At 33.0% G+C, this 13,115-nt stretch carries 12 protein-coding genes; 2 read left to right on the forward strand and 10 right to left on the reverse strand.

The genetic code is table 11. The annotated features are described in order from the left end of the window. Window positions 1–35: 35 nt before the first annotated feature. Window positions 36–557, reverse strand: a complete 522-nt coding sequence (locus tag Q1A47_RS10630; protein WP_166530565.1) for a methylated-DNA--[protein]-cysteine S-methyltransferase — start codon at window positions 555–557, stop codon at window positions 36–38. A gap of 155 nt (window positions 558–712) precedes the next feature. Here Q1A47_RS10630 and Q1A47_RS10635 point away from each other — a divergent pair, with 155 nt between their 5' ends. Then, window positions 713–1,612 (forward strand): DNA-3-methyladenine glycosylase, encoded by a 900-nt coding sequence (locus Q1A47_RS10635; protein WP_166530566.1) that lies wholly within the window; start codon window positions 713–715, stop codon window positions 1,610–1,612. 214 nt (window positions 1,613–1,826) lie between these two features. Here the strand turns inward: Q1A47_RS10635 and Q1A47_RS10640 are convergent, their stop codons facing one another. The 9 genes from Q1A47_RS10640 to Q1A47_RS10680 are packed head-to-tail and all read right to left on the reverse strand — an operon-like array spanning window position 1,827 to window position 11,881. Continuing rightward, window positions 1,827–2,822, reverse strand: a complete 996-nt coding sequence (locus tag Q1A47_RS10640) for an aspartate kinase (protein WP_051388456.1) — start codon at window positions 2,820–2,822, stop codon at window positions 1,827–1,829. Beyond that, on the reverse strand, window positions 2,819–4,441 hold the full coding sequence (locus Q1A47_RS10645) for a class I tRNA ligase family protein (protein WP_051388457.1): 1,623 nt from the start codon (window positions 4,439–4,441) through the stop codon (window positions 2,819–2,821). The genes Q1A47_RS10640 and Q1A47_RS10645 overlap by 4 nt, the downstream gene beginning before the upstream one ends. Before the next feature lie 17 nt (window positions 4,442–4,458). Further along, window positions 4,459–5,274 carry a cupin domain-containing protein gene (locus Q1A47_RS10650; protein WP_051388458.1) on the reverse strand — a complete coding sequence of 272 codons (816 nt, stop codon included), beginning with the start codon at window positions 5,272–5,274 and terminating at the stop codon, window positions 4,459–4,461. Next, entirely contained in the window at window positions 5,274–6,371 is a 1,098-nt protein-coding gene (locus tag Q1A47_RS10655) for an ABC transporter substrate-binding protein (protein WP_166530567.1), read from the reverse strand. Before Q1A47_RS10655 ends, Q1A47_RS10650 begins: the two co-directional genes overlap by 1 nt. Next, complete coding sequence (locus tag Q1A47_RS10660; protein WP_166530568.1) at window positions 6,364–7,452, reverse strand: SIS domain-containing protein; 1,089 nt, start codon at window positions 7,450–7,452, stop codon at window positions 6,364–6,366. The genes Q1A47_RS10655 and Q1A47_RS10660 overlap by 8 nt, the downstream gene beginning before the upstream one ends. 25 nt (window positions 7,453–7,477) lie before the next feature. After that, window positions 7,478–8,641 (reverse strand): FAD-binding oxidoreductase, encoded by a 1,164-nt coding sequence (locus Q1A47_RS10665; RefSeq protein ID WP_161629296.1) that lies wholly within the window; start codon window positions 8,639–8,641, stop codon window positions 7,478–7,480. A gap of 6 nt (window positions 8,642–8,647) precedes the next feature. Further along, window positions 8,648–9,925, reverse strand: a complete 1,278-nt coding sequence (locus tag Q1A47_RS10670) for an aspartate aminotransferase family protein (protein WP_246484778.1) — start codon at window positions 9,923–9,925, stop codon at window positions 8,648–8,650. Beyond that, window positions 9,922–11,226, reverse strand: a complete 1,305-nt coding sequence (locus Q1A47_RS10675) for a SidA/IucD/PvdA family monooxygenase (protein WP_166530569.1) — start codon at window positions 11,224–11,226, stop codon at window positions 9,922–9,924. The genes Q1A47_RS10670 and Q1A47_RS10675 overlap by 4 nt, the downstream gene beginning before the upstream one ends. Then, window positions 11,207–11,881 carry a helix-turn-helix transcriptional regulator gene (locus Q1A47_RS10680; RefSeq protein WP_051388459.1) on the reverse strand — a complete coding sequence of 225 codons (675 nt, stop codon included), beginning with the start codon at window positions 11,879–11,881 and terminating at the stop codon, window positions 11,207–11,209. Before Q1A47_RS10680 ends, Q1A47_RS10675 begins: the two co-directional genes overlap by 20 nt. A 212-nt stretch (window positions 11,882–12,093) precedes the next feature. Here Q1A47_RS10680 and Q1A47_RS10685 point away from each other — a divergent pair, with 212 nt between their 5' ends. Then, window positions 12,094–12,945 (forward strand): formyltetrahydrofolate deformylase, encoded by an 852-nt coding sequence (locus tag Q1A47_RS10685; RefSeq protein ID WP_166530570.1) that lies wholly within the window; start codon window positions 12,094–12,096, stop codon window positions 12,943–12,945. Window positions 12,946–13,115 lie beyond the last annotated feature (170 nt).

Consider the following 13,115-nt stretch of genomic DNA (forward strand, 5'->3'; position numbering starts at 1 on the left):
ACATAGAAAAATTCGGAAGTACGTTAAAAAATGATTTAAGATGGATTATTATTTAGTATGTCTTTTTCTAATTGTAGCAACTCATACTTAAACGTTAACCCTCCTCTATAACCAGTGCTTTTACCATTTTTTCTTACAACACGATGACAAGGTATCATAATTAATATTGGATTTGTAGCAATCGCGGAAGCTACAGCTCTGTATGAGTTGGGTTTGCCTAATCTTCTGGCAACATCTGAATAACTCACTGTTTCACCAAATGGTATACATTTTAAAATTTCCCAAACCTGCTGTTGAAATAGGCTACCGCGTAGATCAAAATTTACAGTAAATTCTTTTCTTCGACCAGTAAAAAAATCCTCTAATTGTAATTTGTAATTCCTCAATTTATCCTCATTATTTATCAATGTAGAATGATTGAAAACTTTGGTAGCCCAATCTTGGAAATCTGTACCTGTTTCATACGGGGATCCAACATAAGCTATTCCATGATCTGTACTAGCGATGATTCCTTTTGCATTTTTTAAATACCAATAACTCCAATAGACTCGACACATTACAGTTTTTTCCTTTCATTATTAATGTAAAACAAAGTGTATGCTATTCATTATTTTTATACAAGTAATTTTGAATGTAAAAGCAAGAAATCAAAAGTACAGTTACAGACAATTATGCTATCGTTATAAGAAAATATAGATAAAGGAGTTTTAGCGTGACAGTTTATAAACAACTTCTATCTCTTCCTGAAAACTTCTCTTTTAGGATTAACTTGGATTATTTAAAAAGTACAGAGGATGGTTTATTCCGTACCGATCAAGAAAGCATAACACGCTTTATCGTTTTAGATGGCAATCTTTTTTTTATAAAGATATATGTCAGTAATAACAATAGACTGGTTATAGAAACTGAAGATGTCAGTCAATCTTACACGAAACAATTTGAGCGACAAATAATGCTTTACATCCGAGATTGGTTCGATTTAGATATTCATTTAGAACCATTTTATACCATTGCAAAACAGGATGAATATCTTAAAATGCCTATATCAAAATTTTATGGATTAAGAAATATAGGAATACCGGACATTTTTGAAGCCTTTGTCTGGGCCATTTTAGGGCAGCAAATAAATTTGAGCTTCGCTTCTACATTAAAAGATAGATTTATTAAAAATTATGGAAAAAGACTAATTCATAATGGAGAGGACTATTGGCTATTTCCTTCCCCTCGTCTAATAGCTTCATTAAGTATGGATGAATTGTTTAAGATTGGTATGTCTCGAAGAAAATGTGAATATATCCGTGGTATAGCACGGCTGATTGCCAATAACCAGATATCAAGAGAAAAATTAGTTCAACTATCTGACATAAATTTAGCAGTAAAGCAACTAACTGCAATAAAAGGAATTGGTCCATGGACTGCAAACTATGTATTACTAAGGTGTGTGCGATATCCCAATGCGTTTCCTATAAATGATGTTGGACTTCATAATGCATTAAAGTTAGCTGGGTCATTAGATAGGAAACCTTCGATAGATGAGATTAAACAAATAGCTTCTGCTTGGGAAGGATATGAATCTTACGCAACGTTTTTTCTATGGAGATTAGTATATTAAAGTGTTTCTACTGTACAATAGAATTAACAAAAAATACTGCCCCAAAAGGTTCATTCAGATACAAGAAACCGGAATAACCAAGACCCCAAATGGAAGAACCATCGTAAATTCGTGCAACAGTGATTTATTTGCTCAGAGGCTAAACTGTTGTCGTTGAAAGATAGGATATTCCAGTTCCTTTAAATAGAAATTTATCTTTTGGGACAGTTCCTCATCATTTAATACTTTCTATGAAATTTTTATGAAATACTTCGACATATTTGTTGACGATCTGAATGGGTATGATTAGCTCGATCTTATCAGAAAAGAAAGAGAATGAATGAATATTCATATTATAATATAGGATATATCTATGAAGATCTTTATTTTTGTTTAAGCTGTGACCAATGATGGTTACTTTTCCTCTTTTATCATCCATGACATTTGTTGTTAAGCAAATTATACTACCTGGTGGTAAGCTTCTATTCGTTATTGTTCCAGCAATTACAGTTCCTTGAGAACTCGATAATTTTTTGATTTTAATTGGTATGTTGCTTTTTTTAGCCCATTTAATTGCTTCCGGATGGATAACCTTTCCACCACTTGCAGCTATTTTCAAGGCCTGGTCATAGTTAAGTGTTTTTAGGGTTTGAGCAGAATTTATTATTTTGGGATCTGTAGTCATTATCCCAGGCACATCTGTATAAATATCTAATTGGCAAGCTTGGAAGGTTTGAGCTATCGCCGCAGCCGTGACATCGCTCCCTCCCCTGCTTAGTAATGTTGTGTCACCAGTATAAGTGTACCCCTGGAAGCCAGCTATTATAGGAATAATTCCCTGATTAATTAGTTCTTCCATGTTTCTTTTGTCTATAGATATGATTTCCGCATCTAAATAGTCGTTAGATGTCACTATTCCAGCATTCGCACCTGTCAATGCGGATGATTTTAAACCCCGATGGTTTAAATACGAGCTCAGTACGATGCTTGATATGATTTCCCCACAAGAAGAAATTAATGCTGTTTCTCTTGGTGATAACTCATTCTGTTTAATATATCTTAGTAAAGTATCCGTTGCATATGGATCACCTAATCGCCCAATTGCAGATACAACTAGAATTAATTTATATCCTTTCTCTTGTTCTTTCGTAATAACTTCAGCAATATTTCTTCGGTCTTCCATGGTTTTCAAAGAATTACCACCAAATTTAAGAACTTTTATCTTTTTCATGATCCTCTCCTGGTTTTAATATTCAATGCGTAAAAAAATTCTTTTTCATTTCCAACTTCGTCACAAGTACTGATGTCATAAATTGTATCCCATAACAAATTCGAACTACTTGCGCCTAAATTTCTCATTAATTTTTTGGAGAAGGTCGGCATAATTGGATAAGAAAAAACAGATAAAGCCTTTAATAGATAAGTGACATTAGCTACCTGTTGCGTGTATAAAAAATCGTCTTTTGCTTTCATTGGTAAAACCTTTTCCTCTAAATAATCAATAATTGAACTCATATAGTCCTCTAATTCAAAGGAAGCTTTTCGTAGACTAAATTGTTCCAAATCATAGAATTTTTCTAGATTCTTTTTTGTTCTTTGTATTAAGCTAGAGCTTTGATAATGTATTGCAGCGTTTTTGGGTATGATTCCCTTAAAATCATGATTAATCATTTCTATATATCTATTTATTGTGTCTTCCCATTTTTTAGTGAATTTATCATTAGTCTGTAAAAAATCATCGAAAGAAAAGTTAGTTTGCATATGCTCCGGATTCGTTAAGGATAAATAAAACCTAAGATTATCTGATGGAACATCCTTTAAGAGTTCTCCTCCCCATATTGCATGTCCTTTACTTGTAGAGAACTTCTCTTTATCTAGTAAATAAAAGTAATTCGTAATGATGTGCTCAGGTAATAACTCATCCTTTTCGATAGCAAATGCGCTTGCAACATGTAGTACGGAATTAAAAAAACTGTTATCAAATCCGAGGAATTGTACAAGCGTCTGTTTATGTTTGTTCTCTCTGCGAATACCATATTGATGTAGATAATGTGAATCAATACTTTCTAATATCCCAGGGTACATTTCAAACCATACATTTATTACTTGGTCTTTAAATCCCTCGATTGGAACGGGTATTCCCCAATTCGAAGGATAGGTTACTGGATAGTCCGGAATGTCTTTTGCTATTATCTGTTTACAAAATTCTATTAGCTGAGGTCTCCAAGTTGTTCTTGATGAATAAAAATGATTCAACTTATCTTTATAATCGTTAATAGGGAAAAATAGACCCGTATATTGTTTAATTATTGGAATAGATTTACAAATTGTGCAGAAGGGCTGCTCCAAATTAATAGGGTCGTTAATTTGACCACAAGCTTCGCATAAATTACCAGATGAATCACTTTTACAATAGGGACATTTTCCTTTTACAAATGACTCATATAAATTCAACTTACATTTGTCGCAGTATAATATATCTTTCGTTTTCTTTTTTAATTTCCCTTTATTATATAATTCTAGGAAAAATGTTAATACATAATTAATATGTTTGTTATTACCCAATGGATTCTTGTATAAATCCACATCGATGTTTGCCGATTTTAATGTAGATCTAACAATATTATTATTCTTCTCTACCATTTCTTCTGGATCGATTTTCTTATTATTAGCTGTTGTCGCTACATAGCTCTGGTGATCATCACCATAAGTAATATACGCAACGTTATTACCTGTTATTTTTTTGAAGCGGGTGTAAACATCCGCCGCAAGATAGGGGCCAGCTAAATGCCCGATATGAAGGTCGCCATTAGGTGTCGGTGGTGTTGCCGTAACATATATTTCACTCATCATAAAACCTCCTCATTTTAATGTTTCCAATGATTATTTTCTAACTGATATTGTTCAATTCCAACAGCTCCCCACCAAACAGCTAAGAATTTTAGAGGTTTACCTCCAGTATTATGAAGCGAATGGACAGAAAAAGGCTCGAAATAAATAACATCTTCTTGATATACCTTTTCCGTTTCCCCATCTACATTAATAACCCCTTCACCTTCTAAAATAATAAAAGATTCTTCTTCATCATGATTGTGAGGCTCTGTTGTCTCACCAGGTTGTACAATTATAATTCCTGAACCAAATGGTGATTTTCTGGTTTTGTCCCACGGATATATTCTTCTTAATAAAGAGCCGTACTCATATTTATAGTCATCACGATGGTGCCTTTGGATATTTACTCCTTTTTTCTTTGTTCTTTTTAACGCTCTTTCTAGATAACGATCAACAATTTCCTTTGGATAATGTTGATTTAAAGAAGCCTTTACACCTTCATAGTAGCTTAGCGATGGCTCTCTTCGTTCTTCGATAATTTTTGGCACCATTATATAGGCTTTTACTTTTTTATCAGCAAGATAAATTTCTACTTCTTTCAACATATAACCATAATCATTTTTTCTAAGAAGACTAATTTGATTTTCATTGATTTCGAAAGCTATTCCTAATACTTCCCCTCCATCTTTTTGTATTACCGTTGAGGTCCCCCCATTAAAATCTGGATGGAATCCTGTAAATGTGTATATATGCTCCTTTAATATTGCTTTAGAATAGCTATTCCATTTGCCTAAGTCCTTCTTTGCTGTCTCCAGGTTACAAGTTAATCCAAAAGAAAATAAATATGGCATTATCGATCACTCCCGTTTAATTTTATAAAATCTCCAGCTTTCATTTCATAAACATCCCACTCAAATTCTAGCAAGTCTCCTTTTGGCGAAAATGAAACTTCTTCTAATCCTTCAACTACAACTCCATTTTTAAGGCTATTTATGAAGCGTTTACAACCGTGTTTCTTTAATAGTGATATGTTATTTAATAGAATCTTAGTTGCAATATAGCTTGTGACGGAGTAAGCAGCTGGCTTTAAAGATGCGATTTCTTTATATTTATTTTCAAAATTCTTATAATTAATTCCGCAAAGGTCCTTCTTAGTAGAAATAGTAAAGAGTTTTAATCCATCATGTTTACTAGTCAGATATGGAAAATCAGCTACAAATATATCATCACCAAATATAACCGTACCTGTAAAATTTGCTTTCGCTAATTTCTCAGTTAATAACAATGCACCTTCGTACGTACCTGCAAACAATAAAGTATCTCTATCATCTATTTCTGATACAATATTGTCATTAATTAATATCGACGTTTTCAAGCTTAGTCCTTTCTCTAAAATTGATTTTCTTAGTAATTTTGATAGTTGATTTCCGTAACTGTTTTCTTGGTATACTATTTTTAAACTAGTATTAGCTGTTAATTTATCTACTAGATGAACCATTTCATAAGCCATCTCTTCATCTCTTCCACAAACTCTAAGAATATTATCAAAGCCTTGTTCCGTAAGCAATGGATGTGAAGTACCTGGGGCTAAGAAAGGAATGTCTATATCAGAGTAAATAGTCGCAGCTACAAGTGATTGGTTTGCGCTTAAGTGACCAATTACTGCTTCAGCCCCTCTATTTACGAGTTGATTTGCAGCCTTAAGTGTAGAATCTTTATCAAAAGAACTTTTCTCCCAAAGTACCTCAATATCATAAAGCCTATCTTTCTTCTTGAGATATTCATTAACAGCAATTGCTACACCTGTATACAATTCTCTGGTATGACCGCTTAAATTCGCACTTATGCCTATTCTAAAAAGCTTATTTTTGTTATTGGAAGTTTTGGGTAACATGTCATCTAATGTTTTTATTGGATCAACAGATTTAACTACTGCTTTTTCACTCATAAGCTTCACGCGCCTTTTTGTATGCTAGTTGATCTCTACGAATATGATCAGGGTTTAGCTTTTTCCCAACTGCAAGATAATAACTAAGTAACTGCATTGGTAAAACATATAGTAATGGCACTAATAATTCATGACAGCTCGGTAAATTAAATACATAATCCGCATTAGTTATGTCATTTTTTTCAGAAGTAAATAGTAGCGATGTACTGCCAATTAATTTACTAGCTTTAAACAGATCAGACACCCTTTCTTTCATATTCGGGTTACTAGCGATTACAATAATTGCTGTATCTTTATTACACATAACTAACGGTCCATGGAATAGCTGTTCCACATCCATACTAGTTGTTGGAGTATAGTGAACCTCACCGAACTTTAATGTAGTTTCATGAGCAACTCCGATTGTATTTTCATTCCCACATACCACAAAGAAATCACTTTTTAAGTCATCTGCTAATTCCTTCATTTCATTTTTGCGATTCAATACATTAGTAAATAGAGAAGGTAATTGAATAGCTACTGAATTAACTATGTCATTAATTGCAAGATCTCCCATTTCTCTTGCTAGCTTCCCCATCAGTATGAGCATTAAAAAAGTACTTAAGGTATAGGTGATTGTATGTGCAAGAGATTTATCGTCTTTATAGCCATAAGTCAGTACAAAATCTGATATATCTGCACATCTACTTGCTGTATCACCTGTAACTACTACCGTCTTGCAGTTATTTTTATTAGCTAAAAAAATACAATCGAATGTAGCTTTTGTATCTCCCGAATGAGAAAAGGCGATTACTACATCCTCTTCATTAAGGGAGTAATTAGGAGACATTAATTCAAACGCAGGTACAGATCTAAATTTATTTTTCTCTTTAAACATTATTTGACTTATGCTAAAACTAGACAAGGCTACATGATAGGATGTTCCGCATCCTATCAGAAAAATTCTCTTACTCTTTTTTAAAGTATCTAAAAAACTTCCGTGATTTTGAAATTTTAATGATAAAAACAGTTTCTTTAAATATTCAGGCTGTAACATAATTTCTTCATACATATAATAAGGATGACTATTCCTCGATTCCATATAAAACTTCCCCCTTCTTTATAAATTACATATATTTATACATGCTTTCTGTTTGGAAATAGGTGTACTTTTTTTCATTCTCAAATCGATTTATCCTGTAATACTTTAGCTCATTTGTTTTTGTGTTATATAAAATTTCTTTAGCTATAGCTTCACCTACTGCAGGAGCTATTTTATATCCCCCTCCACCAAAACCAACGGATAAATACAGCCCTTCATATTCAGTAGGACCAATAAGAGGATATTGATCGGGAGTATAGCTATCAAAACCAATACGTCCACCCAAAACTTTGGCCTTCTGCAGAATAGGGAACCTTTTAGAAGCTCTATCAATTGCTTCGAGTGCTTCTTCATTTTGAATTTTCCTCTTAAAATGAATATCGCTAATATCACACTCAGAGGATTTTATTCCTATTAGAATTCGGCCGTCAGGGAATGGGCGCATATACGTGTCTGAAGTATCATCTATATAGGAATGTGATAAGACTTTATCTGTATCAGTATGTGCAAAAACAACTCCTAAGCGCTTGGTATAGATAGGTAAGTCAATACCAAGATTTTTGGTTAGCTTTCCCCCCCAGTAATTGGATGCGATTATCACACGTTTAGCGAATATCTGAGATAAATTTGTTTGAACACCAACAACTTTATTTTTATTTACTACGATATCTTGAACCTCTGTACCTTCCATTAAATGAAGCCCTTGCTTTAGACCTTCATTAATAAATGCTAAGCTAGTTTTTGCTGGATTACCATATCCACCAAGAGGTTCATAGGAGACAGCACCTATATTCTCGACATTTATAAACCGTTCTTCTAAATTGTATTCATTTGGTGAATAAACTTTAATCGGTAATCCTAAATTGACCATATTTTGAACATTGATCTTTAAATTTTCAACATATTGAGGACCTACCATTAATGAGAAACCTATTGGATGATAACCAAAATCCATTTGTTTGGCTGCTGTAAGCTCCTTATACAATTGTAAGCTTCTAAAAGAAAGATATTGATTAGCATTGTTCGTATGGTGTACTCTTAGTAATCCACCAGATATACTTGTTGCCCCATCCCCTGGCGGTTTTCCTTTTTCACATAGCAAGACATTAAATTTTTTTGATTTAGTAAGAAAGTAAGCAATACTGGCCCCGATTACTCCGCCTCCAACAATAATCACATCGTAGTTCATTTTCATCTATTTCCCTAAACTATCTTTTATTGCTAAAGTAAAAATAGTTAACGCTTTTTCGAGTTCAGTCTTTTTTATTGTAAGTGGAGGTATCCATCTGATTACTTGATTATAAGGACCACAGGTTAGTAATATTAATCCTCGTGAAAGACAATTTTGCCTTACCTTTTCGGCTATTACCGTACCAGGATTTCCATTGTCATCAACGAATTCACATCCAATCATCAATCCTTTACCACGGACATCAACGATGATAGGATATTCCTTTTTTAATGCTTGTAATTCTGCTAACAAGAAGTCTCCCATTTCCTTAGCATTACTTACTAACTCTTCGTCTTCTAACACGTTGATCGTCTCAATAGCTGCTGCCATAGAGATAGGATTAGGTCCATAAGTTCCACCATGTGAACCTGGAATCCATTTATCCATTATTTCCTTATTGGCTGCTATCCCACTTAGCGGAAGACCTGATGCAATACCTTTAGCAATCACAAGAATATCTGGTACTATATTGAAATGTTTAAACGCAAAGTATTCGCCTGTTCTTCCAAAGCCCGTTTGAATTTCATCAAAAATTAATACTATATTGTTCTTATTACAAATATCCCTAATACCGTTAATAAAGCTCTCTGGTGGCGTTACATACCCACCTTCTCCTAATATCGGCTCAATAATCATAGCCGCTGTTTCATCTGGCGAAGTTTGAGTATTTAATAAATGCTCAAGTTCAGCTAAACAATATCTTGTTCTTTCTTCACTGTCTTCCTCTCTGTATTGTCTAGAGTATGGATGCGGACTAACAAATACACCAGACATAAGAGGCTGATATCCCGATCGATATACAGATTTAGCGGTTGTTAAAGATAATGCTCCTATTGAGCGCCCATGATATCCCCCCTGAAAGCAGATAATATTTGGTTTTTTAGTAGCGTGACGTGCTAATTTAATGGCACCTTCTACTGCTTCACTTCCACTATTTGAAAAGAAGAAACAGTTTAGTTTTTCCGGTATAATTTTCTGTAGATCATTTGTTAACCGGTCCAACATAGAGTTATACAAGATTGTTGTTTGACCATGTAGTAGTTTTTCACTTTGTTCCTTTATAGCCTTTACTACTCTAGGATGGCAATGTCCCGTGTTTGTAACCCCAATACCTGATGTACAATCAATAAATTTTCTACCTGATTGATCATAGATATGCACACCTTCTCCATAATCCACATCAATATTCGTAAACAATGGCCAAACTCGAGAAACTTTATCCGAATGTTGTTTTACCTTCAAGACAATACACCATCTTTCATAGAGGTAATATTGTTCATTGAATCAAGTATTCTTTGAGCCTTCGTCGCCATCATAGTGAATGATGCTGCATCCCCTATCCCATGAGTTTTCTCTGTTAAACCATTCAAATAAATGTTAGCCTTTACATTTGATTTTGTGTCTACTTTATAGTTTTCAGAGACTTTCAAACTATTATTCTTGTTATAATTAAAGTATTTTTTCATTGGTTGAAGTACTTCTGGAAATTCTTCCTCAAAAAATCCAGTACAAAGGATAATGTAATCCGTATTTATTGAATCTTCTTGTTTGTTATATATATCTTTAATATTTAGTAAATAATCTTTTTGAGTATTAGCCACATCTACTATCTCTTTACAGCGATGTAATTCTATTTGTTCTGTTCCTCTAATTTTATCTTCATACATCTTCCAATATAGTGCTTCACTAACATCATCATCTACAGCTGAATAATTTGTATGTTTGATCTGCTCGAATAGTTTATCTCGTTCGTTTTGGTTCAATGAGTAAAAGTAATTCGTAAACTCAGGAAAAAATACTTCATTTGTAAAATGGCCTAACTCATATAGCCGGAATCCGGTATGCCTAACAATAGAATTTATTTTTGACTTTGGAAATTTATTAGCTAGATATAGAATTATTTCAACAGAGTTTTGCCCCGAACCAATAACTGTAAAAGTAGGATTATCATCTTTATTAATACTTTGTACGGAACTTCTGAATTTACTTGCGTGAAAAACTTTGTCACTTACTTTATCTTTAAATTGGCTTGGAATATAAGGTTTTCTACCTGAATTTAAAATAAGATTCGTAGTGTGAAAAACATTGTGTTCTTTGCTTACATTATTAACTGTATGCACTTCAAGACCTTCAATATCATCATTTACTACTATCGGCTTTACAGACTTAACTTCTTCGTTATAATGTGCTTTGTCATCTATTTGTTTGGAAACCCATTGAACATAATCAGACCATTCCGTTCGACTTGGGCGACCTAATAACCCAAAAGAAAACAATCTTCCTTTCTCATATAAATAGTTTGAAAAGGTATATTGACTTCTTGGATTTCTAGGTGTAGCAAAATCACGTAAAAAATGGTGCTGAATATCTGTACCAGGTAGTAACATTTCCGGCATCCATGCCGAATCATTGTTTTTTTCAAGAAATACTCTTTTATATACACTCTTATTATTGATATCTTCCATATCTCTTATTGCAGTTTCTAAAGCAATTCCTGCAGGACCAAATCCTACACCAACGACATCATAAAATTTTCTGTACATTTTTTTCCTCCTTGGTCATTAATTGATAATATTTTCTATAAATGGATGGGCTAAGTCCAACTTCCTTTTTAAAGATCTGAGAGAAATAAGATAAATTTGTGTAACCAATGGACATACAGACATCTGTAACTAATTGACCATTTTCTAGCATATCTTTTGCTTTTGCGATTCTTAACTTAATTAAATAGTCTTTAAAACCAATTCCCATAGACTCTCTAAAAAATCTAGAGAAATAGGCTGTATTTAAAAATAGATGATTAGCTACACTTTTTAAATTGAGGTTGCTATTCTGTAGGTTATTTTCAATATAAAGCAATGCTTCTATTAATTTTTCATTGTTAACATGGGTAAGTTCATTGAAGTCTATTTGTACATTGATAATGTTAAAAATCAATTCGAATATATCTTCTTTTGGTACCGTATTTACTCTTATTAATGGAATATGAAGTTTCTCAAATTCTTCTATTAACATTTGTCCATCACTGATTAAATTGTTTCCTTCGATAATTATTAGCATCTTATATCTCTCTAGATTTTTCTTTTCAAGGGTTTTCAAATCTCTGATTAATACAACTTTTAATTTTTTTAGTAGAAATACTTCTCTGTCATCAAGTATTTTTTTTGCATCGTATAATAAAATACATTTTACCCCCAAGTTGCCTCCTCCTTTATATCTAACACCTCCATAATATATTAGTATTACTTCAGATATGTTGGAGTAACCGCCCATGAGTTAATAGTATCGGAGTAAAAGTTACAATGCTTTGGTTTTTTTTACTAATATTTTAGTTTTTTCTACATATTTGAAATATTTGTAGAAAATAGTATTGATTCAATATACGATTAAAAAAATTGGAGGGATGCATGATGAATTCAAAACACTATCGAATCAAGTTGAAAGGGGAATTTAATTTTTCGATGATAGACGAAGTATTTGAAGTAATAAAGCTACCATTTATACGTATTCATTCGGTGAATAAATATCAATTAGAAGGAGAAGAAAATTTATTTTTTCTAAGAATAGAACTTCAATGTAAAGCAGATAAGCGTATTAAATATATAGAAGAGTCTTTATTACGAATCGGAAATAATTATGCTAGTGATATAAGTATGGAAGAAGTAACTAAAAAGAATATGGCTATATTTGTTTCAAAGGATAACCATTGCTTGAGAGAGATCTTGTGGAGGTGGTCTGATGGAGAGCTTTCATGTAACATACCACTTGTAATTAGTGATTACGATACCCATAAAGAACTAGTTGAATCTTATGGAATACCATTTTTAAAGTTAAGATTAACGAAGACCAATGAGAAGAATGATAGCATAGCATCGAGCATACTTATGGAAAATAATATTGATTTTATAGTACTTGCCAGGTACATGCAAGTACTATCTCCTCGTTTTGTTCGTAAATTCGATAAGAAAATTATTAATATACATCATTCTTTGCTACCTGCATTTATTGGCGCTAACACTTATAGAAGAGCATTTGAACGTGGAGTTAAGGTGATTGGGGCTACAGCTCATTATGTTACTGAAAAATTAGATGAAGGCCCAATACTAGCACAACAGGCCATCCATTTAACGGATGGGTTAACTTTAAGTGATTACAAACAGTACGGAAAAAGTATCGAATCGGATACTTTACTTCAAGCAATTAAATGGCATATTGAGGATAAAATTTTTATTTATCATAATAAAGCACTCGTACTAAAATAATTTGATACTTATATAGCAAAAATGGAGTGTGATCAAAACCGAGACATTAAGAAAAACGGAGCAAAATTCGCTCCGTCCTTATCACTAAATGCACAGATTTACGCTTTCTCTAGTAGCTATTATGGAATAATAGCTACTGCTTGACCACCACTCCGGCTGCCCACTTCCCT

Source organism: uncultured Virgibacillus sp. (assembly GCF_947495635.1).
In the GTDB taxonomy this organism is placed as follows: Bacteria; Bacillota; Bacilli; order Bacillales; family Amphibacillaceae; genus Virgibacillus; species Virgibacillus salarius.

Excerpts from the sequence above, each read along its gene's own strand:
- Q1A47_RS10630 (WP_166530565.1), bottom strand. The coding sequence starts at position 557 with ATGTGTCGAGTCTATTGGAGTTATTGGTATTTAAAAAATGCAAAAGGA.
- Q1A47_RS10640 (WP_051388456.1), bottom strand. The coding sequence starts at position 2,822 with ATGAAAAAGATAAAAGTTCTTAAATTTGGTGGTAATTCTTTGAAAACC.
- Q1A47_RS10645 (WP_051388457.1), bottom strand. The coding sequence starts at position 4,441 with ATGAGTGAAATATATGTTACGGCAACACCACCGACACCTAATGGCGAC.
- Q1A47_RS10650 (WP_051388458.1), bottom strand. The coding sequence starts at position 5,274 with ATGCCATATTTATTTTCTTTTGGATTAACTTGTAACCTGGAGACAGCA.
- Q1A47_RS10655 (WP_166530567.1), bottom strand. The coding sequence starts at position 6,371 with ATGAGTGAAAAAGCAGTAGTTAAATCTGTTGATCCAATAAAAACATTA.
- Q1A47_RS10660 (WP_166530568.1), bottom strand. The coding sequence starts at position 7,452 with ATGGAATCGAGGAATAGTCATCCTTATTATATGTATGAAGAAATTATG.
- Q1A47_RS10665 (WP_161629296.1), bottom strand. The coding sequence starts at position 8,641 with ATGAACTACGATGTGATTATTGTTGGAGGCGGAGTAATCGGGGCCAGT.
- Q1A47_RS10675 (WP_166530569.1), bottom strand. The coding sequence starts at position 11,226 with ATGTACAGAAAATTTTATGATGTCGTTGGTGTAGGATTTGGTCCTGCA.
- Q1A47_RS10685 (WP_166530570.1), top strand. The coding sequence starts at position 12,094 with ATGAATTCAAAACACTATCGAATCAAGTTGAAAGGGGAATTTAATTTT.